Genomic DNA, 23,035 nt, shown 5'->3' on the forward strand with positions numbered 1-23,035 from the left:
CAGGTCTGGCTTCTCACACGAATGCGCCTATTCGGCGCACTGCGCATTGATTTGAGGCAGAGAAACCAGCCTCGAAACTCAAGTAATTGATCAGTAAAGGCTGCGGTATGTGGCGTCCCCACTACCAAACTAATAAGGAAAAACCCTTGTTTGTGACGAACTGAAGTCGCTCGCAATCAGTTTTGGGCGATTGACGCCCAACTCCGCCACGAGTATTCGAAAACTCTGCAAACTGCCTGCACGCCCCGCCTGCCCGCGGGGCCTTTTTATTTGTGGTCCAGCGCTGCCCATCCGGCGAAACGCGGACCGAACCCCGTAGGAGTGTGTACATGCACAAACTGAATGCAGTGAGCCTGGCAGTGGCCACCATCGTGGCGGCGGCCTCTTTCCCGGCGCTGGCCCAGGAAGCAGACCAGACGCTGGAACGCGTGGTCGTGACCGGATCGGCGATCAAGCGCCTGGACGCGGAGACCTCGGTCCCCGTCACCACTTTCAAGATGACCGAACTGCGTGAGCAGGGTCTGACCACGGTGGAGCAGATCCTCAGCACGCTGACAGCCAGCCAATCCAGCATGGGGACCAGCCAGTCGGTGGGGTCGTCCACCGGCGGCGCGTCTTTTGCCGACATGCGCGGCATCGGTGCCAACAAGACGCTGGTGCTGCTGAATGGCCGTCGCATCGCCAACAACGCCTTCGACGGTTCGGCGCCTGACCTGAACATGATCCCGTTGGCGGCCATCGAGCGCATCGAAGTGCTGCGCGATGGTGCCTCGTCGCTGTATGGCACCGACGCCATCGGCGGCGTGATCAACTTCATCACGAAGAACAACTACACCGGCGGCACCATCAGCGCCGGCTTCGACGCGCCCCAGAAGTCGGGCGGCAAGTCCGGCAACATCAACGTCGGTTACGGCTTCGGCGACCTGGACAAGGACGGCTTCAACCTGTTTGGCTTCGTGGACTACCAGAAGCAGAACAGCATCAGCGGCAGCCAGCGCGACTACAACACGCGTTATGACGGCGGCCTGTCCACCAGCACCGACCCGGCCAACTACTACCAGGGCAGCGGCACGGTCTACAACCCGGCGGCCACCGACTGCACCAACGGCACCAACCTGGTCAAGGCTGGCACCTTCTGCCGCATGTCGACCTCGTCCTACGTGGATTACGTCCCCAAGAGCGAGCGCGCCTCGGGCATGCTCAAGGGCACCTTCAAACTCAACAACGACCATCAGCTGGGCCTCGAATATTTCGTGACCCGCAGCGTGGTGCAGACCCAGATCGCGCCGGTGCCGTACGCCGGCCTGAGCATGACGTCTGACAACCAGTACTGGCCCGACAACTCGGCGCTGGACACCAGCCAGCCCATCACGGTGAAGTGGCGCGACACGGTCAGCGGCCCTCGTCAGGACAAGAACATCAACCAGCAGCAGCGCTTCCTGGCTTCGCTGGACGGCAATGTGGCGGGGTGGGACTACTCGGCCGGCCTGAGCTACAACCAGAACCGCGTTACCGAGAAGCTGACCCACGGTTATGCCAACGGCGACATGATCGCCTCCGGCGTGGCGGATGGCACCATCAACCCGTTCGGCGACCAGACCGCCGACGGCATTGCCTACATCCAGAGCGCCGCCGTCGCGGGCACTCTGCTGTACGGCAAGGGTGAAACCTACAACTTCGACGCGCACGCCAGCCGTGAACTGGGTGACTGGCTGGGTGCCGGCCGTGAAGCCGCGCTGGCGGTGGGCACCGAACTGCGCCATGAGAAGTTCAGCCAGAAGGCCAACACCGATTTCGCTACCCTGGTGCAGGATTCCACTGGTGTGGACCCCAACACCAACAGCGTCGGCAGCCGCAGCGTCTATGCGCTGTACTCCGAGCTGAATGTGCCCCTGCACAAGACCCTGGATGTGACCGCCGCCATCCGCTATGACAAGTACAGCGACTTCGGCAACACCACCAATCCCAAGGTGAGCTTCCGCTTCCAGCCGGTCAAGGAAGTGCTGTTCCGTGGTTCGCTCTCGACCGGCTTCCGTGCGCCCTCGCTGTATGAGCTGTACGCCACCAACACGTACACCAACTCCAGCACCGTCAGCGACCCGGTGAACTGCCCGGATACGACCGCCAGCAACATCAACTGCAAGACGCAGTTCATCGTGATGAACGGCGGCAACTCCGAACTCAAGCCCGAGAAGAGCAAGAGCGCGACCTTGGGCATGCAGTTCTCGCCGACCGCTGACCTGGCCTTCGGCATTGATCTCTGGTGGATCCGCATCAAGAACCTGATCGGCACCATCGGCGATGCATCGCTCTACAGCGCCGACAACTACGACCAGTTCAGCCAGTACTACCACCGCAACTCGGCGGGTGAGCTGTCCCAGAGTGGCAATGCCTGCCCGGGTGAGAACTGCGGCTACGTGGATGTGCGTCAGCAAAACCTGGGTGGCAACAACACCAACGGCTTTGACCTGAACGGCAACTACCGCCTGCGCACGCCCTATGGCAACTTCACGTTCGGCCTGAACAGCACCTACGTGACCAAGTACGAGTACCAGGAGTACCAGAACGGCCCGTGGATCCAGAACGTGGGCACCTACGCCAGCAACGGCCCGGTGTTCCGTTGGCAGCACACGCTGACGGCCGTGTGGAGCTACGCCGAGACTTACACGGTGGGCCTGACCGGCCACTACAAGTCGTCGTACAAGGATGACGCCTCCACCGATGAAGGCGCGGCCAACACGGTCGGCTCGTATACAACCTTCGACCTGTTCGGCAACTACAAGGCCACCAAGCAGCTGTCGCTGACGGCCGGTGTGCGCAACCTGTTCGACCGTGATCCGCCGCTGTCCTACCAGCAGGCGGTCTTCCAGGCCGGGTACGACCCGCGCTACACGGATCCGACCGGCCGCACCTTCTACGTCCGGGGTACGTACAACTTCTGACCAGGCCGACTGGCCTCTTGCGCGCGCTGCACGAAAGTCTGGCGGCGCCCCCAAAAGGGTCTCTTCGGAGACCCTTTTTTTATTCGTCGGTACGCTTTGCAAATAACACCGCAGCCATACGCCGCACGCATGTAGTACGCGTGCGTTTGGCGCGCAGGGCGAGCGGCAAAACGTGCGATCCACCGCACGCACCTCGTAGCCATGGAGGCCGCAGGTGATGGCAGATCGATTTGTAGCGTCAGCACACCGTCAGAAATAACCCAGGAAATCGTACAAGTAAAGCCGTGTAAAGCGCCAACTCTGTCGCGTTACTGCGACCGACAAAACAGAAACCTGTCGGTGATAACCCTGGCTTTTATGTCAATTTGGCCATTATTGGTGGTGCTTTATGCGCACTGCGCACAGTTGCCTCCTCAGAATTGAAAAAGTCTGCAAACTCCAGCAACGCCTCGCCTGCCCGCGGGGTTTTTTGTTTGTGGTCCGCAGCCCAGAAGGCCGGAGGACCGACACGTAGGAGTGTGTAGATGCACAAGCTGAATGCGGTGAGCCTGGCAGTGGCCACCATTGTTGCGGCTGCGACCTTCCCGGCGCTGGCCCAAGAAACCGAGCAAACGACGCTGGAGCGGGTGGTTGTCACCGGCTCCGCCATCAAGCGCCTGGATGCCGAAAGCTCGGTCCCCGTGACCACGTTCAAGATGAGCGAGATCCGTGAGCAAGGGCTCACCACGGTCGAGCAGATCCTGAGCACGCTGACGGCCAGCCAGTCGAGCCTCGGTACCAGCCAGTCGGTGGGTTCGTCCACCGGTGGCGCCTCCTTCGCCGACATGCGCGGCGTGGGTGCCAACAAGACCCTGGTCCTGTTGAACGGCCGTCGTATTGCCAACAACGCGTTCGACGGTTCGGCTCCCGACCTGAACATGATCCCGCTGGCGGCCATCGAACGCATCGAAGTGCTGCGTGACGGCGCTTCCTCGCTGTACGGCACCGACGCCATCGGCGGCGTGATCAACTTCATCACGAAGAAGGATTACACCGGCGGCACGCTGAACATCGGCTTCGACTCGCCCCAGCACGCTGGTGGCAAGACGGCCAACTTCAACGTGGGTTATGGCCTGGGCGATCTGGACCAGCAGGGCTTCAACATCTTCGGCTTCGTGGACTACCAGAAGCAGGACAACATTGGCGGCAGCCAGCGTCCGTTCAACACCCGCTACGCGGGTGGCCTGTCCACCAACACCGACCCGGCCAACTACTACCAGGGCGACGGCGACGTGGTGTACAACCCCGCTGCTCCGGACTGCACGAACGGTACCAACCTGATCAAGGCTGGCAAGTTCTGCCGCATGACCACGTCGTCCTTCGTGGACTACATCCCCAAGAGCGAGCGCGCTTCCGGCATGCTGAAGGGCACGCTGAAGCTCAACAACGACCACCAGCTGGGCGCCGAGTACTTCATCACCCGCAGCGTCGTGGAAACGACCATTGCGCCGGTGCCGTACGGCTCGCTGAGCATGACGTCCGACAACCCGTTCTGGCCGACGAACGCTGCACTCGATCCTTCGCAGCCGCTGGTCGTGAAATGGCGCGACACCGTGAGCGGTCCTCGCCAGGACAAGAACATCAACCAGCAGCAGCGTTACCTGCTGACGCTGGATGGCACGGTGTCCGGCTGGGATTACTCCACCGGCCTGAGCTACAACCAGAACCGTGTCACTGAAAAGCTGACCGCTGGTTACGCCAACGGCAGCCTGATCGCCGACGGCGTGACGAAGGGCATCATCAACCCGTTTGGTGACCAGTCCGACGAGGCCATCCAGTACGTCCGTGATGCGGCCGCTCTGGGCACCCTGATGTACGGCAAGGGCGAGACCTACAACCTGGACGCTCACGCCAGCCGTGAACTGGGTGACTGGCTGAATGCTGGCCGTGCTGCTGCTGTCGCCGTGGGCGCCGAGTATCGCCAGGAAAAGTTCACCCAGAAGGCGAACTCGGACTACGCCACCCTGGTGTATGACTCCACCGGTGTGGATCCGGCCACCAGCGTCGTGGGCAAGCGCAAGGTCTACGCGGTCTACACCGAGCTGAACCTGCCGGTGACCTCGATGCTGGACGTGACCGGTGCCGTTCGCTACGACAAGTACAACGACTTCGGCAACACGACCAACCCCAAGGTCAGCTTCCGCTTCCAGCCGAACAAGGAAATCCTGATCCGTGGCTCGGCCTCGACCGGTTTCCGTGCGCCGTCGCTGCATGAACTGCACGCTGCCAACACGTTCACCAACACCGGCACGGTCAGCGACCCGATCCTGTGTGCCGACGGCAACATCAACTGCGACACGCAGTTCACGGCCATGAACGGCGGCAACGCCGAACTGAAGCCGGAAAAGAGCAAGAGCGCGACCCTGGGCTTCCAGTTTGCGCCGACGACCGACCTGTCCTTCGGTGTGGACTTCTGGTGGATCCGCGTCAAGAACCTGATCGGCGTGATCGGTGAAGCGTCGCTGTACGACCCGGCGAACTACGACCAGTTCAGCCAGTTCTACCATCGCAACGGCTCTGGCGCTCTGTCGCAGGCGACCAAGGATTGCCCGGGCGCGACCTGCGGCTATGTGGACACCCGTCAGCAGAACCTGGGTGGCAACAACACCAATGGTTTCGACCTGAACGGCAACTACCGTCTGCGCACGGCCTACGGCAACCTGACCTTCGGCCTGAACAGCACCTACGTCGCCAAGTACGAGTTCCAGGAATACCAGGACGGTCCCTGGATCCAGAACGTGGGCAAGTACATGGGCGCGGGCCCGGTGTTCCGTTGGCAGCACAACCTCAACGCCATCTGGAGCTACGCCAACAAGTACACCGTGGGCGTGACCGGCCACTTCAAGTCGTCCTACAAGGATGATCCGTCCACGGCCGCTGGTGAAACCAATACCGTGGCGTCGTACACGACGTGGGACCTGTTCGGCAGCTACAAGCCGATCAAGACCCTGTCGCTGACGGCCGGCGTGCGCAACCTGTTCGACCGTGATCCCCCGCTGTCGTATCAACAGGCCGTGTTCCAGGCTGGTTACGACCCGCGCTTCACCGACCCGACCGGCCGTGCCTTCTACGTCCGCGGTTCGTACGACTTCTGATCCCTCAGAACTCAAGCACCATGCAAAGGGCCCCTTCGGGGGCCCTTTTTGCTTGCCAAACCATGTGTCCCTCCCCAACACCAGCGCTTCTCGATCAAACCCCAGCAAAAACGCGACCGAACGCTTCACTCGGCGAGAATCACGCGCATGACTGACGCGCACACAGAACTCCCTTCCCGCACCCAGGTCCTCATCATCGGCGCCGGCCCCGCCGGTTCCGCCGCTGCCCGCTGGCTGGCGCGCGCCGGCCTGGACGTCGTGATGGCCGACCAGCACCCCTTGGGCCGCGACAAGATCTGTGGTGACGGCCTCATCCCTGATGCCCACAAGGTTCTCGAACGCCTGGGGCTCCTTGAGCGGGTCATGGCCAAGGCCCAGCGTTCCGGCCATGTCCGGTGTGTCGGCCCCCGGGGTGGCGCCCTGGACGTCCCGGGCCACCTGGCGGTTCTCCCCCGCAAGCAGCTGGACGAAATCCTCAACCTGGCGGCCCAGGAGTCCGGCGCCCGTTTCCTTTCCCCTGCCCGCTTCGAGGCTCCCCTCGAAGACGCCCAGGGCCGTGTGCGTGGCGCCCGTTTCCTCATCAACGGCCTGACCCACGAGATCGAGGCCGACTGGGTGCTGCTGGCTACCGGCGCGGTCCCCAAGGCCCTCACCGCTGCCGGCATGTGCGAGCGCCACACCCCCAGCGGTGTGGCCCTGCGCGGCTACGTCCACGCCCCCGCGCTGGTCAGCGAGATCAAGGCCTTGGAAGTTGTCTGGTGCAAGCCCGTCCAACCCGGGTACGGCTGGATTTTTCCCGCCCCTGACGGCAGCTTCAACATCGGGGTTGGCGTCACCGACAGCCACCAGGACCTGGCCGGCAAGGGCCAGAAGAAGGACGTCAACCTGCGCGCCATCTTTGACGCCTTTGTCAGCTACCACCCCGCCGCCAAGCGCCTCATGGCCGAAGGCCAACTGATCGGTGAGCTCAAGGGCGCCCCCCTGCGCTGCACCCTCAAGGGCGCCCGCTGGACCCGCCCCGGCCTGCTGGTGGTGGGCGAGGCAGCCGGCTCCACCTACTCCTTCACCGGCGAGGGCATAGGCAAGGCCATGGAAACCGGCCTGCTGGCCGCAGAAGCGATCCTGGCCCACCGCAGCGACGATGCCACCGTCCGCGCCACCTACGAGCAAGGCCTGCGTGCCCTGCAGCCCAGGTACGACCTCTACGAGCGCGGCAACCGCGTCAACCGGTTCCCCTGGCTGGCGGACCTGCTCATCTGGCGCGCCCAGAAGAGCCCGCGTCTGTTGGCCCGCATGGCCGGTGTGTTGAATGAGACCAGCAATCCCGGCAATCTTGTGAGCCTGAAGGGGCTGAGCCGGCTGTTCCTTGAATAAGCTACGCTTATCGGCGGCCTCTGACCTTTCCTGAGGCCGTCACCGAAGTTGCCAAGATCTCCCGGAGTCTCCCGATGTGCCAGCTGATGGGCATGAATGCCCGCCGTCCCACCGATGTGATGTTCAGCTTTGCCGGCCTGGCCACGCGCGCGCACGAGCACAAGGACGGCTTCGGCATCGCCTTCTTCGAAGGCAGCGGCCTGCGGCACTTCGTGGACCACCACAGCGCGCGGGTCTCGCCGCTGGCTGAGCTGGTCAAGCACTACCCCATCCAGAGCGACGTGGTCATCGCCCACATTCGCAAGGCCACCCAGGGGGTGATCTCCCTGGAGAACACCCACCCCTTTGTACGCGAACTCTGGGGCCGGTACTGGGTCTTCGCCCACAACGGCGACCTGAAGGCCTTCCAGCCGCGCCTGCATGCCGCCTTCCGCCCCGTGGGCCAGACCGACAGTGAACGTGCCTTCTGCTGGCTGATGCAGGAGCTTGCCAAGGCCCATGCGGACATGCCGGCCATTGAAGAGCTCAACCACACCCTGCGGGAACTGCTGCCCCAGCTCAACCGGCATGGCACCTTCAACATGCTGCTGTCCAACGGCCAGGCCTTGTGGGCGCACGGGTCCACCCGGCTGCACTACCTGCTGCGCCGGCCGCCCTTCGGCCCGGTGACGCTGCAGGACGAAGACCTCAGCATCGACCTCTCCGCCAAGAACACGGACAGCGACCGCATCGCCATCGTGGCCACGGAGCCCCTGACACGGGACGAACCCTGGTGCGCCATCGAGCCGGGAGAGTTGAAGGTGTTCCAGGGGGGTGAGGCGCTCTGCTGAATCGGGCGTGCCGGGCCGCCAGCGCCTGACAACCGCCGAACCATCGCCCAACATCGCCCATCTGCCGCCTAAGCTCTGCCTCACCGCCATCCAACCACGGCCAATCCGTCGTTCTCTTCCCCCACTCGTCCCGCCCAGCCGCCATTCGCCGCAGGCCACGGCCGCGCGAGCCTGGCCTGCCTAGACTTGGCCCCCATGAGCAGCCTTCACACCATGCCCGAAGCCCCGAGGATCGACTGGACCCAATGGATCTTTCCCGGGCCGCGGCGTGTTTTCTCAGACGCCGAACTGGCCCGTGCAGGCGGCGGTGGCTGGTCGCGCGGCATCGACTGCTATGTCTACAGCAACGTCGTGGTGCTGGTGCTGTGCTTCTATCAATTCCTGCCAGATGCCGTGGGCGGCTTTGTACTGGTGGCGGCCCTGGTGGGCGCCAGCGCCGGCCTGTGGGGCGCTCGCTGGATCTGGCGCCACCCCAGCCGTACGCGGTTCAACGGGGCCTCCGTGATGGCCGGTATCGTGGCCGGGCTGATTCCGCTGGTGATGGTGCAGCTGGGTCAACGCGCGCTGATGCGAGACACCATGCCCCTGCTGGCCGGGGGCCTGGCGTTGATGCTCTCCTCCTGGTGGTTCCTCACCCTGTACCGCTCGCAGCAGCTGGAGGGGCGGCTGCGCGAGCAGCATGAGCAGCAGCAGCGCGTGGCCCTGGCCCAGCGCCTGGCCGCCGCCCAGATCCAGCCGCACTTCCTGTTCAACACACTGGCCTCCCTGCAGCACTGGGTGGACACACAGGACGCCCGCGGCGGCCCACTGCTGCGCTCACTGACCCGCTACCTGCGGGCCACGCTGCCGATGTTCGAGCACGACCGTCTGCCGGTGGCGCAAGAGCTGCAGATCGTCAGCAGCTACCTGGACATCATGCAGGCCCGGCTGGGCACCCGGCTGACCTGGGCGATGGCGGTGGACGCCGTCCCTGCGCCGTTGCTGGCCACCGTCACCTTGCCACCGGGCACCTTGCTCACGCTGGCCGAAAACGCCATCACCCACGGCATCGAACCCAGCCTGCGCGGCGGCCATGTGACCGTGAGTGCCAGTGTGGCCGACGGTGGGGGCTGGCTGCGCCTGGAGGTACGGGACAACGGCCCGGGCCTGGCGCCCGGCACCTGCGACGGCCTGGGCCTGACCAATACCCGGGAGCGGCTGGCGGCCCAGTCGGGCGGCGCCGCGCAGATGGGCCTGGAAGCCGCTGCGCCAGGCTGCCTGGCATGGATCGAATGGCCACTGTCCGCCCGGGAAGTTGCCCATGCTGTTGCCCGCGAAGTCAGCCAAGCATCCGGCCCTGAATCAGGCCATGCAGCCGTCCATGAAGTGACCACAACCCCGTTGGATCCCGCATGAAGCTCAGCACCCTGATTGCCGACGATGAAGAAGGCCCGCGCGAGCAGCTGCGTGCGGCGCTGAGCCGGCTGGCGCCGGGCCTGGAGATCGTCGCCCAGTGCGCCAACGGTGTTGATGCCTGGGATGACTGCCTGGCCCTGGAGCCGCAACTGTGCTTCCTGGACATCCGCATGCCGGGCCTCTCCGGGCTGGAGGTGGCCCAGCGCATGGCGCAACTGGCCGAGCCGCCGCAGGTCGTGTTTGTGACGGCGTACGGCGATCACGCCTTGTCCGCCTTCGATGCGGGCGCGGTGGACTACCTGCTCAAGCCGGTCGAGGATCATCGCCTGGAGCAGTGCCTGCAGCGCCTGCCAACGCGGCTGAACCCGGCGCAGACGCCGTCAGGGCAGGGGCTGCCGCCATCGGCGCAGCCCGGGCCACAGGCGGCCCTGCCCGCCGCCACGCTGGAGCTGCTGCGGCAATTGCTGCCCGCCCATCGGCCGGCCATGCGCCCGATCCAGGCCAGCCAGGGCCGCGAGGTGCAGTTGATCGCACCCGAGGACGTTCTGTTCTTCCAGAGCGACAGCCGCTACACCCGCGTCGTGCATCGGGACGGTGAAGCCTGGATCCGAACCGCGCTCAAGGAACTGCTCGCCGACCTGGACCCGCAGCTGTTCTGGCAGGTGCACCGCTCGGTGGTGGTCAACAGCCGCTTCATCACCACAGCCACCCGCCTGGACGAAAACACCATGCAGCTCAGCCTCAGGGGCCACACCGAGAAGCTGCCGGTTTCCCGGCAGTTCCAGGGGCTGTTCAAGGGTCAGTGAAGGCGTGCAGGGATCCCCCGCTCTCGGCACAATCACCCGGTCACACCGATTGACCAGGGATCTCCATGACCGCATTGCCCTCGCCCCGCTTCGACGAATTCCTCCGGTACGAGGCGCTGACGGCGCTGCTGATGGCCTATGTCCAGGCCTGCCCCAACCTGGTGTCCGTGCGCTCCATCGGCAAGAGCCATGAAGGGCGGGACATCTGGGCGGTGATCCTCACCAACACGGCCACCGGTGCCGATATCGACAAGCCCGCGTTCTGGCTGGACGGCAACATCCACGCGTCTGAACTCACGGCCTGCACCACCTGCCTCTACTACCTGCACCACCTCGTCAGCCATTACGGCACCGACGCGCAGGCCACGCACCTGCTGGACACCCGCGCCATCTACCTGGTGCCGCGCCTCAACCCGGATGGCGCCGAGCTGGCGCTGGCGGATACCCCCCGCCACATCCGTTCCTCGACGCGACGGTATCCCTACGACGAGGCACCGGTGGACGGCCTCACCGTCGAGGACATCGATGGCGACGGTCGCATCCTCTCCATGCGGGTGCGTGACCCGCATGGCACCTACAAGAAGCATGCGACCGAGCCGCGCCTGATGGTGGCGCGCGAGCCAGGTGAATTCGGTGGTGAGTACTACCGCCTGATGCCGGAAGGGACGCTGCTCAATCACGACGGGCTGTCGATCCGGGTCAACAAGGACCCGGAAGGCCTGGACCTGAACCGCAACTTTCCCGCCGGCTGGCGCCAGGAGTTCGAGCAGCCCGGGGCTGGCCCTTACCCAGCCAGCGAGCCTGAGGTGCGGGCGATGGTGGAGTTCCTGGTCAGCCACCCCAACATCGGTGCGGCAGTGAGTTTCCACACCTACAGCGGCGTGATCCTGCGGCCCTGCGGCACCCGGCCGGACGAGGACATGCCGCCCGAAGATCTCTGGACCTTCCAGCGTTTCTCCGCCCTGGGCGAGAAACACACCGGCTACCCGGTGGTGAGCATCTGGCACGAGTTCAAGTACCACCCCAAGGAAGTGGTGACCGGCACGCAGGACTGGGTGTACGAACACCTGGGCGCACTGTTCTGGGTGGTGGAACTCTGGTCCCCCAACAAGGAGGCCGGGGTCGAGAGCTACAAGTGGATCGACTGGTTCCGGGAACATCCGGTGGAGGACGACCTGAAGCTGCTCAAGTGGAGCGATGAGGCCTGCGAGGGCCAGGCCTATGTGGACTGGCGGCCCTTCCTGCATCCGCAACTGGGCGAGGTGGAGATCGGCGGCTGGGACAAGATGAATTTCTGGCGCAACCCGCCGGCGCACCTGCGCGAGCGGGAGGCTGCGCGTTTCCCGGCCTGGATGACGCAGATCGCCTTGAGCCTGCCTCGGCTGGAGCTGCTGCGTACGGAAGTGCGGGCACTGGGGCCCGACACCTGGCGGGTGCGGCTGGCCGTGGCCAACAGTGGCTGGCTACCCGCCTATGTCACCAAGCAGGCGCTGGCACGCAAGCAGGTGCGGGGGGTGATGTTCGAGATCCACCTGCAGCCGGACCCGGCCATCAGCCTGGTCAGCGGCAAGCTCCGCATGGAAGGGCCGCACCTGGAGGGGCATGCGCCCCGGCAGTCGCAACTGGCCTTCCTGCCGGAGCGGGAGATCACCGGCGACCGCGCCGTGGGCGAATGGGTGGTGCGGGCACCCAAGGGCACCCGCATCCATGTGTCGGCCAGCGCCGAGCGGGCTGGAACGGTACGGGCCGAGGTGTCGCTGGACTGACCCGCCCGTGCTCAGTGGCGCGGCTCGGTCTTGTCCTGCTCGGCGGCCGTCAGGACCGCCTCGCGCCACAGGCGCGCGGGGATGAAGGTGCGAAGCTGCTCCATGGCGCGCTCGATCAGCTGAGGGTGGAGTTCATGGCCCACATGGGGCAGCACGTCCGCTGTGATGTCGGCGCCCAGGGACATCAATTCCTTGGCTGCATCAAGCAGCGGCGGGTAAGGCAGCTCCGGGTCATCCTTGCCATGCAGCAGATGGATGCAGACATCCTGCGGTGCGTGCTGCGGCCAATAGGCATAGCTGCCGGCAAAGGCGAGCACCCGCCCCGCCAGCGCCTCTTCCTGCTGCAGCGCTTCCAGAGCCAGCATGGCGCCCTGGGAGAAGCCGCCCAATGCCACGCGTTCCCAACTCAGTTCCAGCTTCACGGCCCATTGCCGAATGAGCGCCACCAGCGGGGGCACGGCGGCCGTCAGGCGCAGTGCACGCAGCGCCTCATCGCCCTCCTCGGAGAACCATTGGAAGCCCGCGCCACCGCCGGGAATGGCATCAAACGGCTGAAAGCCGTTGGGCAGCACGAGGGCCGCACGCGGGTACTGGCGGTGCAGGGCTTCCGCCAGCGGGCGCATCTGTTCGCCATCGGCACCTGCGCCGTGCAGCAGCACAAAAAGCAGGTCGGGAGGGCCGTCCTTGGGCAGCAGGACATAGGAGGCTTGAGTCATGGCCACATTGTCGCGTGATCGGAACATCCACGCTGGGACGCTGGGTGTTTCCACGCTCCGAGACCCAACGGGCCGGCGATGGCGACCGCGCAGGGCCCAGGCCCGCTAGACCCCATCAATGCGCTGCAGCACCTCGCGGATGGCCTGCTCGCTGGTCGGACGGACCAGACGCTCCACCTCCTGGCCGTCCTTCATGAAGATCAGTGTGGGCCAGAGCTTGACCTTGAACGAGCGCCCCAGCGCCTGGCCCTTGCCGTCTTCCACCTTGATGTGGCGCAGGTCCGGATGGCCGCCCTCGAAGGCGGCTTCCAGCAGCGGCTGGGCATTGATGCAATGGGGGCACCAGGGCGCACCGAACTCCACCAGCACGGGGCCTTCCCCGGACAGGGTGTCCACGGCATCGCGCAGTGGCTCGGTGAGGGCGTAATGGGGATTCATGGGCATGGGCAACTCCTGATGTGGGGGTGACTCATCCAGCCGCCGCAACGGTGCGCAGGCTGAGCTCGAAGACCACGCCATCGGGCAGGTTGCGCGCCTGGATGCTGCCGTCCATCTTGGACAGATAGGTCTTGGCCACGAACAGCCCCTGGCCTCGGCGCTCGCCATTCGCCTGCGGATCCACATCCGACACACCGTACTCGAAGATCCTGTCCAGCAGCACGGGGTCGATGGGAGGACCCTGGTTGCGGATGCCGAGCACGACCATGCCGGGCTGGCTGTGCTCGGCCGCCTGCAAGGTGAGGGCAATGGGCGTGCCGCTGACGCGGTAGCGCTGGGCATTGCGCAACACATGGGTGACGGCATCTTCCAGCGCATAGGCTTCGGCGCGGACCAGTTGGGGTGCGGGCAGGAGGCTGTCAAAGGTGACGTTGTCGATGCCGGCGTAATGCGCGTTGGCGGCCACCTCGGAACAGAAGGCGACCAGATCCAGCGCCTCGGGATGCAGGTTGGCACTGGCCAGGGCCTCGCTGGGCGGTGCGCTGCCATACAGCACCTTCACCGCCTGCTGCATGCGCTGCACATAGCGGTGGCTCGGGTCATCCGGCGCGCCGTGCAGCAGCATCAGCGATTGCAGGGGCGACATGATCTCGTGCCCCACCGCATGCCACATGTCGCGTTCCCGTTCCGCGCGCAACTGCTCGCGGCGCAGGCCGTCCTTCACCCGCTGCAGCAGGTCGGCCAGACCGCCGGCCAGGATGCCGAGCTCGTCGCTGCCGCGCAGGTCGGCCACGTCCAGTTCGCCGATGCGCTGCTCGGCACGTGGGTCCTGCATGTTGTAGCTGACGGCGGCAGCACGGCGGGTCAGCACGGCAATCCGGCGGATCAGGCCCAGCTCCACCAGCAGCCAGGCCAGGGCGATCGCCGCCAGCATCGCGGAAGCCAGCCAGGCCAGCGGTCGGGCTTCGAGGGCCAGCTGGCGGTCCAGGCTGCGCAGGTCTCCGCGCAGGGTGAGCTGGTAGCGGCCGCTGGGCGTGGTGACCACGTCATGAGCGTTGAGCCAACGGCCCTGGTCTTCGCCCACCCCCTCCACCGGGAGGCGGCGGATCAGCGGGATGAGCCAGGGCAGCGCCTGCTCGGAGAGCTCGGGTCCGCGTCGTTCCGCGATGGTCTGTGGGGTGGCCAGCTGGGCCGTTGGAAGCTTGTCGATGCGCAGGGTCTCGCCGGGTTGCAGGCCCGCGCCCAGGCGGTCCAGCGAGAGGGCCAGCGATGCACCGGGCCGCGCACTGTCGAACAACACGGGTGCGGGCGCGCTGCTGTCGGCACTGGGGCCCAGCAGCTCGACACGGACGCGTGTCCGGCCCAGGTCTTCAGGAGGCCATATCGGCAGCGAACGCTTGAACAACGCCTCGCGCCAGGACTCGACCGGCAGACGGATGGCGTAGAAGCCGCGCCCGGAGGCGTCATCCCGCCACAGCCATCCCCGGAACTCCCGCACCGGCCGGGACTTCCGTTCCAATTCGGCCCCCGGCCCGGTTTCCACGAAGCCCGCCAGGCGGCCCCGCTGCGGGCCCGCGCCCGCGTTGCCCGTGGCCTCGAACGGGGCAATCCAGGTCTGAGACTGTCCTCGCAAGGCAAGGGTCACCCGCGCCCGATGCACGGTGTGAATGTCCAGTGCACCACGCACTCGCCCTTGAAGCAACGGCAGGTCCAGCCCGCCCACCACATAGACAAAGCTGCCGGCAAACGCGTTGGACCCGATGGCTACGCACAAGCTCGCGCCATCCGGCCAGCGCAAGCCGCAGCCCGCCATTTCCACGGCGCGCTGTGCCTTGTTCTGGTCGTCAAAATCGATCGCGGAGAACGGCAGCATCACGGGCGCCTGGCCCTGGGCATCGCCGGTACCCATCTCTGGATTGAGCAGCGCCAGCTGGCCGCTGGGGTGGCGCAGCTGCAGGACGATCTCCGACAGCGATTGCCGGAAGCCCTGGGCATAGCGTTGGTAGCTGCGCTGTTTCTGGTCCTTCAGCACGGTGAGCACCAACCCGATGGTGGCCAGCGCCAGCAACAGAAAGGCCAGGTGCACCACCAGGCGGCGGCGGAAGGCCGCCAGGCCCAGGCGCGGTACCGCCAGCGCCGGCAGTTCGACAGGGCCCAGCTTCATGGGGCTGGCGCGGCCATCGTGGCCTGCGTTCCTGGCGTGCGCCTCGTCATCATCGCGGCCCCGCCCAGCGGAACCCGCGCATCGGCACGTTCTCGATCGCGTCAAAGCTCGCATCCACCTCGCGCAGCGCCTCCCTCAACGTGGAGACATGCTTGCGCACGTTGTCCCGGGTGCGGCCGCTCTTCACCACGTCATAAAGCTCTTCGTAAGAGACCACCTGCGGCGCGCGCTGATGCAGCGTGGCCAGGATGCGCTGGGCCGTCAGCGGCAGATTGATGCGCTGGCCGCGCCACAACGGGCTGCGTTGCCACAGGGGGTCCAGCTGCAGCGCCTCCGGGGCGACCGGCGTTGCGGCATGGCCCTGGCGGGCTCGGGCGGCGCGCAGGATGTCCAGGAAGGTGTCGGTGAACTCGGCCTCGTCGAAGCTGGTCTTTTGCAGGTAGTCCCAGGCGTCCAGTGCCTTCATGATGCCGCGGTAGACAGCGGCCGGCATCGCGGACACCACCAGCACCGGCGTGCCGGCATTGAGCTTGTTGATGGCATTGATCAGGGCCACGCCGGCATGCCGCTCGCGGCCCAGCTCGATGTCCAGCACCACCATGTCGTAGGCCTCCCGGGCCAGGGCCGCTTCGGCCGCGTCGCGGTCGAACCATTGGTCGACCTGCAGTTCCGGGCGCGCGGCACGGATCCAGCCGGCCAGTTGCTCGCTGGTGGGGCGGTCGTCTTCGATGACCGCGACCCGGTTCTTGGGATTCGCCATGGCCCGGATTATCGGGAGGCGGGGCGCGCGGGGGTGTGAAGGTTTCTTCCGGGGTGTGAACACATGCACTGGGGGCTGCATTGAGCCTTCCGGACCTTCTGCGGACCATGACGGACATCAACCACAGCCCTCCGCCGCGAGGGCGGATCCGGAGGACCCCTCATGAACCAGCCCCAGATGCCTGACCAGCCGAGCAACGCGTCGCAGGACTCGACGTCGGCGCCCACGCCGGCTCCATCGCCGGCCCCGTCGTCCATCCCGACGTCCCGTCTCCAACGCTTGCGCCAGGCCCTGTCCCGGGCGGGCCGTCGCACTGGTGCCGGCCTTCCCTCCGGCCAGGGGCTGCGTCACGCCGGCCGCGGGGCCCTGCGCTGCGCCCCCTGGCTTCTGGGGGTCACTGCGGTGGCGGGAGGCGTGGTCATGTTGATGGCGCATCCCCCGGCCCACGAGGTGCCCCGCGGCGACGTCAGCGTGCGCCAGAACCTGCTCAGCGGGGGCGTGCTGGAGGCCCGCAGCGGTACCGTGCTGGTGGTGCCTGGCCTGCATGTGGTGCGCGACCTGCCGCTGCGCGACCGCAGTTTCCGGCCCACGCGATTTGCCCGAGCCAATGGTGAAGCACCGCTGCAGTCGCTGGAAGGCCTGTCGCTGGGCCTGGACCTGACGGTGCGCTGGTCGGTCGATACCACGCGCCTGTCCGTGCTGGCGGCCAGCCTGCCCGACGACATCGAGGGCGAGGTGATCGCGCCGGCCCTGCAGGGCATCCTCTACCGCCAGATTGCCACCCACACCGTGCGCGAGATCTTCTCCACCCAGCGTGGCGTCATCCAGCAGGCGCTGGAGACCGAACTGCGGCGCAAGCTGGCAGCGGACGGCATCGTGCTGCGGGGCGTGGACATCGGCAATGTGGACCTGCCGCCGGAATACCGTGCCGGGCTGGAGAACCTGCTGTCCGAAGGCCTGGCCAGCGAAAAGATGCGCTACACGCTGGAGCTGCAGGAAAAGAAGGTCAAGCAGACCGAGCTGGAAGCCGCCGCCGACAAGGTGCGCCGCGAGACGGCGGCGGAGGCGGCCGCGCGTGAGCAGGTGATTGCCGCACGGGGCCAGGAAGAAGCCATGAAGCATGTGCTGCCCTTCAAGCAACGGCAGGTGGAGCAACGCCAGCTGGAGGCCGAGGCCGACCGCGTGGCCCGCGTGCGCATGGCCGAAGGTGCGGCCCAGGCGCGCAGCATCGAGGCGGACGGTGAAGCCAAGGCCCGCGAGAAGCTGGCCGATGCCGAGGCCTACCGCCAGAGCCGCATCGGCAAGGTGGCGGTGGACCAGATGGCCGCCGAAGGTGCACTGCTGAGCCGCCACCCGCTGCTGATCCAGAAGGCCATGGCGGACAAGCTGTCCGACAAGGTGCAGGTCATCATCGCGCCCCCGCCGTCCGATGGCGGGTTCATCGGCAAGACCCTGCTCGGCAGCCGTGACGGACAGCCGACTGGGTCGGCCGGTGCGGGTGCCGATGCCAGTGCGGCCGCCCAGGTGTCGCCACAGGCGCAGGAGTAAACCATGCGTTCAATGCTGTGGACGGCCGGTGTGGCCGTGATGGGCGCGGTGGTGCTCACCACCGTGACCGCTGCGCAGGCCGCCACCGCGCTGGTGGTGCAGGACAACGTGGCGCTGCGGGCTGCCGCGAAGGACTCGGCGCCGCTGCAGGCGCAACTCGCTCGCGGCGAGGCGGTGGAGATCCGCGGGGAGCGCTTCGATCATTTCCAGGTCTACGATTACCGGCGCGAACGCGGGGGTTTTGTGCGCAAGAGCCAGGTGCTGCCGCTGGAGGGCGGCGCCGGTGAGCCCGGCGCGCTGCTGGCCACGCTGCGGTTGGTACGGCAGCAGCCCGGTGCTGAATCCTTGGGCCTGGGCCTGGCGGCCGCGTATGTACAGGCGGCCAGCGTGGAGCAGATGAATGGGCCGGCAGGCGCCGAGGTGCTGGACGCGATGGGCACCTTGTCCGAGCGGCTGGCGGACCGCGCGTCGCGCAGTCCGCCGCGTGCGGACGGTACGACCGCCTCCGCCTCCGTCGATACCCAGGTGGCCGCGCAACTGGATGTGGCCGGGCGCTATGGCCTGCGCTTTCGTTCTCTGGAGCGCGAGTCCGGCGTGGTGCAGCTCTGTTATGAGGGTGAGGCCTTCCGTCGCTTGCTGGCCATGCCGGCGGCCACGCCGGACCAGCGGGCACGCGCCGCGCTGGCGTTGACCCGGACGGACTGCCTCGCACCGGCGAGCACCCCCGCGCAGCGCGAGCCGCTGGAACAGTGGCGAGCCGATGTGCTGGACAAGGTGGACACCCGGGCACTGCCGACGTACTGGCGCAACCGCGTGCTGATGCGGCAGGTGGCGGTATGGAGCAGCCTGGCGGATGTGAAGGCGCGGCGTGCGGCCATGGAGGGCCCCACCGGAGAGGCGGCGGGTGGACAACAAGCGGCCGCCAAGGCCCTGTCCTTGTTCACCAGCATCGTGCCGGCCGACCTGGCCGATGACGACCAGTCGGCCTTCAACGAAGCCGTGATGCGTGGCAACGCCGCCCGATGGCTGGCGATGGCGGCGGCCCCGGGCGAGCAGACCCTGGCCGGCATGCGCCTGGCGGTGCAACGCGGCCAGCCCGGAGAGACCTGTGTCACGCTGGCCGCGCCGGACGGCAAGGCCACAGCCCTGCGCCATTGCGGCTGGGGCCTGGTGTCAGCGGCCTCGGCGCGGGTGAACCGAGAAGGCACTGCGATCGTCCTGGCCTCCGTGCCGACGGACGGCTGGCGTGAGCTGTGGCTGCTGCGCAAGACGGTGCAGGGCTGGCGCCTGGCGGTGCTGCCGCCTGCTGCGGCCCAGCCAGGGCTGGGCTATGCGGAGTTTGCGGGGTTTGTGCCGGGTGGCAAGGAGATGCTGGTGGCGCGGGAGGCGCGCGCGGAGGGTCGTTACCGCCGCAGCTACGAAGTGGTGGACCTGGATTCGCTGGAAACGCGTCGTCAGGCGGGTGAGGCTTCCCTGTTGGGTGCGTTCCAGCGCTGGCAGGCACCAGACTGGAAGGGCGCCACCTTGAGCCTTCGCTGATGCTGGCGTTGAGGCGCCCGGTGCCCAATACCTGATACCTGATACCTGATACCTGATACCCGATGGCTGATGGCTGATGGCTGATGGCTGATGCAGGGGATCGAGGGTTTCGTGCCGATGTCTCAAGGCCGATGTCTCAGCGCCGATGCGAGGCTCCGAAGCGCTTCGCCGCCGCTGCCAGATGCGACCGCACCACGAAGACATGGCCTGGCAGGATCAAGGCCAGATACAGCTTGCCCAGCCGGTTGTGGCAGTGGACCACCGTGGTGGCCACCGCCTCTCGCTGGCCGGTGCCTTGAATGGGCCGGATCAGTATCGACAGCTTGAAGTCCAGGTGCTGATCCTGTTCGCCGAACACCGCTTCCTGCTGCGAGGCCGACAGCACGCGGAAGATGTCCACATGCGCCACGCCGCTTTGTGCCAGGTGGTCGCGCATGGCGGCGGTGGTCTTCAGGCCGAAGGGTCTCACCGCCGCGTCCCGGATCGCCAACAGCATCCGGAACCACCGGGGTGGATGCGCCAGCGCCGCGCTGGCCAGGGCCATCGCGTCACCCGGAGCATCGTCAGCCAGCGTGATGGCGAAGGCGTCCGCCAGGTGGGCCGTGCCGTAGCTGTCGGCCAACTGGCTGGTTAGCGGTGGAGAAACGCGGCGGGAGGTGGACATGGGGGCGACCTGTGGGGCTACTGTGGCTGACCTGGTTGACCTGGTTGACCTGGCTGACCCGGTTGACCTGGCTGACCTAGTTGGCCCTGCTGGCTCTGCTGACTCTGCTGGGCTTCCAGCCGATCCAACTGCGCACGGATGTTCATGCCGGTCCGGATCTGCGGGTTGGAATATCCGTCGGTTTTTCCCGCCGCCTTTTCCCGCGTGTCGATCAATGCTCGCGCCTGGGCATGGGCCTTCTCGAAGGACCAGGTGGTCTTCAGCGCGTCCACATACATGGCCTGGCCGAAGAAGGTGAGCGGCGACTTGGCGCCGCAGCCATAGGAGGTATGGGTGGCATCGGCGGCGGTCATGATCAGCGTGTCGTCACTGGCCAGTGGCTCAATCCAGCTGCCCGAAAAACAGGCGGAGATTGAAATGATCCGCCAGCGCACACCGGCTTCGTCCAGCCACTGCTTCAGCAGCGCGGGTGTGACGGGCTCGGTCTCAAGGGGCCAGGCATCAACCGCCAGCTCGCCGTTGCGTGCGCCGTGGGAGGTGAGGTGCAGGAACAGCACGTCCTGGTCCCGGTTCATCACCGCCGCCATGTGCTGGATGGTCTTGCGCAGGTTGGCGGGCATGGCCCAGGGCAGGGCGGTGGTGGTGGCGGGGTTCATCACCAACTGGACGGTCCGGTCCCCGGCGCCGAAACGCTCGGCCATGGTTTGGGCCACCGTGGCGCTTTCGTTCATGAACACGTTCTGCGAGGCATAGGGCGCATAGGTCACCGCAAACAGATTCACGTGGCCGGGCTCGGAGGGCCGGACCGCGGCGAGCGCATCAGCCAGCAGCTGCGGCTGCGCCAGGAGCACCTCTTCCGTGAGCGCGATGCCGCCCTCTTCGGGCTCCTGTTCGGTGGGCTGGGGCCACCACACCGAGGGCGGCTGCACCACCACGCTGATGATCAGTGGCAAGGGTGTGATCAGCACGATCAGCACGCGCGCGACCCCGTTGCCCGCCACACGCCAAAGCACGCGCATGGACGCCAGGCCCAGCCAGACCAGGGGCACCACCATCGCGATCCATTGCGCGGGCGTGGACCACGCTGGCACGTAACCGAAGAGTCTGGTGGGTGTCAGGAAGGCCGCATAGACCAGCACGCTCTGGGCCAGGGCAGCGGCAGTGAGGAGGGCCAACAACGTGCCGCCGGACACCCGGGGCGCGGCCTGATCCGGTTGGGAGCGTGCCACCGCCCAGCACAACCACGCCGTGATGGCCGTGCCGGCCCAGCCGCTGAACAAGCCCTGCCAGTAAAAATTGGCCGGGCCATCGATGGCCGCGCGCTGCAGGCCCACGCGGGCCAGCAACAGCAAGAGCATCAGCAGGGCAATGGTGGCCGGCCCTGCGGTCAAACCCGGCCATTGGGGCAATCGGAAGGTCAGTACCTGGCCGGCAGCAGCAAACCAGCGTCGGCCACGTTTCTGGCCTGCGCTGGTCTGCGCCGGCCCTGATCCTTCGGAGGTCGGCACCCCGGTGGCCTCGACCGTCCCATCCTGTTCGTTCACGTCCTGCTCCCTCCGCCTTGCAATGGTCTGCCAGCGTTTTGTGGAGCGAATCGTAGCCGCTCGATCGCCGCTATGTCGGCTTCGACGCGGATCTGGACGGCCCCATCGCCGCGGAACGTTACAGTCAGGTGCGCGTGGGTCACGGCCCGTGCAGCATCTCAATGTTTGACCCGGCCTCGGCTCGTCCGCATCAGTCCCTGGCAAACGGTGTGACGACTGCCGCCTGACGCCAGAAGAAAAGCCAGCGTAGAGGTGCTTGACGCCCTCTGCGCTGGCGATGTATCGACTCAGATGATTCATTCAATTTCCGCCCGCGAGGCTAGGCAACTGGCGATCGCGGGCCAGGGCCTGCACACGGCGGCCAACACTTGGTCAGACGTTTTTGCCGCCGTCCACTGTGTCCAGCTGGATCCACTCAAGGCCGTCCGCGAGTCCCACGAGATGGTGGGGCTGGCACGAGGCCTGGATGTAGCTGAGTCCTCCAGCCTGTTGACGGCGACAGCGGCTTTCCAGTCCTTCGTTTATCCCGGGCATGCCATGGCGATATTGCCAATGGCCTTGTGGCCCTGGTTCTCCTTCCGACGTCGGCGCATCCAGGCCAATGGCTGGCGTGGCCCAGAGGTCGATCCCCAGGCCGTGGAGCGGATCCGGTGCCTGCTGTCCGAGCGCCCCTCGGTGACGGTCAAGGACTTCGATGACCGTGCGGGGCAGGGCTGGGCGCGCTCCTCTTCGCTGCGGGTCGCCGCCGAATGGCTGCTATGGACGGGCGAGGCCATCTCCACCAGCCGTCAGGGTGCGCGCCGTGAATACGTGAGATCCAATGCCGTGCTGCCGGTGCAATTGCTTGAGCAGCAACCCGATGACGCCGACTGTCTGGCACACCTCGTGAACCTGGCCATCGACGCCCTCGGTGTGGCGACGTTGGACGACATTGCAGACTATTTCCGCCTTCGCAAGCCGGATGTGGAGATCGGGCTGCAGGGCCTGGCACTGGACGAAGCCAGGGTCGAGGGCTGGAGTGAAAGGGCCTGGATATCCAGACGCGCGGCGTCCTGTTTGGAGGCGCAGCCAGACCGGGTGGTGCCACTGTCTCCGTTTGATTCGCTGGTCTGGTTCAGACCACGATTGCTTCGGCTGTTCGGCAAGTCGTATGCGCTGGAGGCTTACAAGCCTGCACAGGAACGGGTGTTTGGGCACTACTTTGTGCCCGTCCTGTCGGGTGGCGCCATCGTTGGCCGGGTCGGGCCGCGCCGGGTCAAGGGCAAGCTTCACATCGAGGCGCAGGAATGTGATGGCCCCCGGCATCGTGATGCCCTTGACCACGCCACACGCTTGCTGACGTCCTGGGCAGAGGCAGAGCAGTGCGGGCCATCCGCGCAGTCAGTGTGAGTTCACCGTATGAGAACTGAAAAGGT

General features: G+C 66.3%; 16 protein-coding genes. 10 read left to right on the forward strand and 6 right to left on the reverse strand.

The genetic code is table 11. The annotated features are described in order from the left end of the window. Nucleotides 1–329 precede the first annotated feature (329 nt). The 7 genes from BMY53_RS15015 to BMY53_RS15045 all read left to right on the forward strand — a co-directional run bounded on the left by BMY53_RS15015 (nt 330) and on the right by BMY53_RS15045 (nt 12,247). Nucleotides 330–2,942 (forward strand): TonB-dependent receptor, encoded by a 2,613-nt coding sequence (locus tag BMY53_RS15015; RefSeq protein ID WP_092947299.1) that lies wholly within the window; start codon nt 330–332, stop codon nt 2,940–2,942. A 524-nt stretch (nt 2,943–3,466) separates the two neighbouring features. Further along, complete coding sequence (locus BMY53_RS15020) at nt 3,467–6,076, forward strand: TonB-dependent receptor (protein ID WP_092947300.1); 2,610 nt, start codon at nt 3,467–3,469, stop codon at nt 6,074–6,076. Nucleotides 6,077–6,223: 147 nt separating this feature from the next. Continuing rightward, nucleotides 6,224–7,450: an NAD(P)/FAD-dependent oxidoreductase gene (locus BMY53_RS15025; protein WP_092947301.1), complete on the forward strand. Its 1,227-nt coding sequence runs from the start codon at nt 6,224–6,226 to the stop codon at nt 7,448–7,450. A 74-nt stretch (nt 7,451–7,524) separates the two neighbouring features. Then, complete coding sequence (locus tag BMY53_RS15030) at nt 7,525–8,280, forward strand: class II glutamine amidotransferase (protein ID WP_092947302.1); 756 nt, start codon at nt 7,525–7,527, stop codon at nt 8,278–8,280. Between the two features lie 195 nt (nt 8,281–8,475). Continuing rightward, nucleotides 8,476–9,675 carry a sensor histidine kinase gene (locus BMY53_RS15035; RefSeq protein ID WP_092947303.1) on the forward strand — a complete coding sequence of 400 codons (1,200 nt, stop codon included), beginning with the start codon at nt 8,476–8,478 and terminating at the stop codon, nt 9,673–9,675. Further along, nucleotides 9,672–10,481, forward strand: a complete 810-nt coding sequence (locus BMY53_RS15040; RefSeq protein ID WP_092947304.1) for a LytR/AlgR family response regulator transcription factor — start codon at nt 9,672–9,674, stop codon at nt 10,479–10,481. Before BMY53_RS15035 ends, BMY53_RS15040 begins: the two co-directional genes overlap by 4 nt. A gap of 65 nt (nt 10,482–10,546) precedes the next feature. Beyond that, nucleotides 10,547–12,247, forward strand: coding sequence for a M14 family metallopeptidase (locus tag BMY53_RS15045; protein WP_092947305.1), 1,701 nt, complete (start codon nt 10,547–10,549; stop codon nt 12,245–12,247). 11 nt (nt 12,248–12,258) lie between these two features. Here BMY53_RS15045 and ypfH read toward each other — a convergent pair whose 3' ends face one another. From ypfH to BMY53_RS15065, 4 genes are all read right to left on the reverse strand, one after another. Beyond that, entirely contained in the window at nt 12,259–12,963 is a 705-nt protein-coding gene (gene ypfH / locus BMY53_RS15050; RefSeq protein WP_177200892.1) for an esterase, read from the reverse strand. A gap of 105 nt (nt 12,964–13,068) precedes the next feature. Further along, nucleotides 13,069–13,407: a thioredoxin family protein gene (locus BMY53_RS15055; protein ID WP_092947307.1), complete on the reverse strand. Its 339-nt coding sequence runs from the start codon at nt 13,405–13,407 to the stop codon at nt 13,069–13,071. Between the two features lie 25 nt (nt 13,408–13,432). Beyond that, on the reverse strand, nt 13,433–15,565 hold the full coding sequence (locus BMY53_RS15060) for a sensor histidine kinase (RefSeq protein ID WP_092947308.1): 2,133 nt from the start codon (nt 15,563–15,565) through the stop codon (nt 13,433–13,435). A 49-nt stretch (nt 15,566–15,614) separates the two neighbouring features. Next, nucleotides 15,615–16,325 (reverse strand): response regulator, encoded by a 711-nt coding sequence (locus BMY53_RS15065; RefSeq protein ID WP_092947309.1) that lies wholly within the window; start codon nt 16,323–16,325, stop codon nt 15,615–15,617. Nucleotides 16,326–16,487: 162 nt separating this feature from the next. Here BMY53_RS15065 and BMY53_RS15070 point away from each other — a divergent pair, with 162 nt between their 5' ends. Then, on the forward strand, nt 16,488–17,873 hold the full coding sequence (locus tag BMY53_RS15070; protein ID WP_255370211.1) for an SPFH domain-containing protein: 1,386 nt from the start codon (nt 16,488–16,490) through the stop codon (nt 17,871–17,873). 3 nt (nt 17,874–17,876) lie between these two features. After that, on the forward strand, nt 17,877–19,412 hold the full coding sequence (locus tag BMY53_RS15075; RefSeq protein WP_255370212.1) for a hypothetical protein: 1,536 nt from the start codon (nt 17,877–17,879) through the stop codon (nt 19,410–19,412). A 136-nt stretch (nt 19,413–19,548) separates the two neighbouring features. Here BMY53_RS15075 and BMY53_RS15080 read toward each other — a convergent pair whose 3' ends face one another. Further along, nucleotides 19,549–20,076 carry a DUF2867 domain-containing protein gene (locus BMY53_RS15080; protein ID WP_092947310.1) on the reverse strand — a complete coding sequence of 176 codons (528 nt, stop codon included), beginning with the start codon at nt 20,074–20,076 and terminating at the stop codon, nt 19,549–19,551. Between the two features lie 17 nt (nt 20,077–20,093). Then, nucleotides 20,094–21,620 carry a C13 family peptidase gene (locus tag BMY53_RS15085; RefSeq protein WP_177200893.1) on the reverse strand — a complete coding sequence of 509 codons (1,527 nt, stop codon included), beginning with the start codon at nt 21,618–21,620 and terminating at the stop codon, nt 20,094–20,096. A 291-nt stretch (nt 21,621–21,911) separates the two neighbouring features. Here BMY53_RS15085 and BMY53_RS15090 point away from each other — a divergent pair, with 291 nt between their 5' ends. Further along, nucleotides 21,912–23,009, forward strand: coding sequence for a DNA glycosylase AlkZ-like family protein (locus BMY53_RS15090; protein WP_092947312.1), 1,098 nt, complete (start codon nt 21,912–21,914; stop codon nt 23,007–23,009). The last annotated feature ends 26 nt before the right edge of the window (nt 23,010–23,035 follow it).

Source organism: Roseateles sp. YR242 (assembly GCF_900109745.1).
Lineage (GTDB): Bacteria > Pseudomonadota > Gammaproteobacteria > Burkholderiales > Burkholderiaceae_C > Roseateles.

Bases quoted from the DNA above. Each gene is read 5' to 3' on its own strand.
- BMY53_RS15015 (WP_092947299.1), top strand. From the start codon at position 330: ATGCACAAACTGAATGCAGTGAGCCTGGCAGTGGCCACCATCGTGGCG.
- BMY53_RS15020 (WP_092947300.1), top strand. From the start codon at position 3,467: ATGCACAAGCTGAATGCGGTGAGCCTGGCAGTGGCCACCATTGTTGCG.
- BMY53_RS15025 (WP_092947301.1), top strand. From the start codon at position 6,224: ATGACTGACGCGCACACAGAACTCCCTTCCCGCACCCAGGTCCTCATC.
- BMY53_RS15030 (WP_092947302.1), top strand. From the start codon at position 7,525: ATGTGCCAGCTGATGGGCATGAATGCCCGCCGTCCCACCGATGTGATG.
- BMY53_RS15035 (WP_092947303.1), top strand. From the start codon at position 8,476: ATGAGCAGCCTTCACACCATGCCCGAAGCCCCGAGGATCGACTGGACC.
- BMY53_RS15040 (WP_092947304.1), top strand. From the start codon at position 9,672: ATGAAGCTCAGCACCCTGATTGCCGACGATGAAGAAGGCCCGCGCGAG.
- BMY53_RS15045 (WP_092947305.1), top strand. From the start codon at position 10,547: ATGACCGCATTGCCCTCGCCCCGCTTCGACGAATTCCTCCGGTACGAG.
- ypfH (WP_177200892.1), bottom strand. From the start codon at position 12,963: ATGACTCAAGCCTCCTATGTCCTGCTGCCCAAGGACGGCCCTCCCGAC.
- BMY53_RS15055 (WP_092947307.1), bottom strand. From the start codon at position 13,407: ATGCCCATGAATCCCCATTACGCCCTCACCGAGCCACTGCGCGATGCC.
- BMY53_RS15060 (WP_092947308.1), bottom strand. From the start codon at position 15,565: ATGAAGCTGGGCCCTGTCGAACTGCCGGCGCTGGCGGTACCGCGCCTG.
- BMY53_RS15065 (WP_092947309.1), bottom strand. From the start codon at position 16,325: ATGGCGAATCCCAAGAACCGGGTCGCGGTCATCGAAGACGACCGCCCC.
- BMY53_RS15070 (WP_255370211.1), top strand. From the start codon at position 16,488: ATGAACCAGCCCCAGATGCCTGACCAGCCGAGCAACGCGTCGCAGGAC.
- BMY53_RS15075 (WP_255370212.1), top strand. From the start codon at position 17,877: ATGCGTTCAATGCTGTGGACGGCCGGTGTGGCCGTGATGGGCGCGGTG.
- BMY53_RS15080 (WP_092947310.1), bottom strand. From the start codon at position 20,076: ATGTCCACCTCCCGCCGCGTTTCTCCACCGCTAACCAGCCAGTTGGCC.
- BMY53_RS15090 (WP_092947312.1), top strand. From the start codon at position 21,912: ATGATTCATTCAATTTCCGCCCGCGAGGCTAGGCAACTGGCGATCGCG.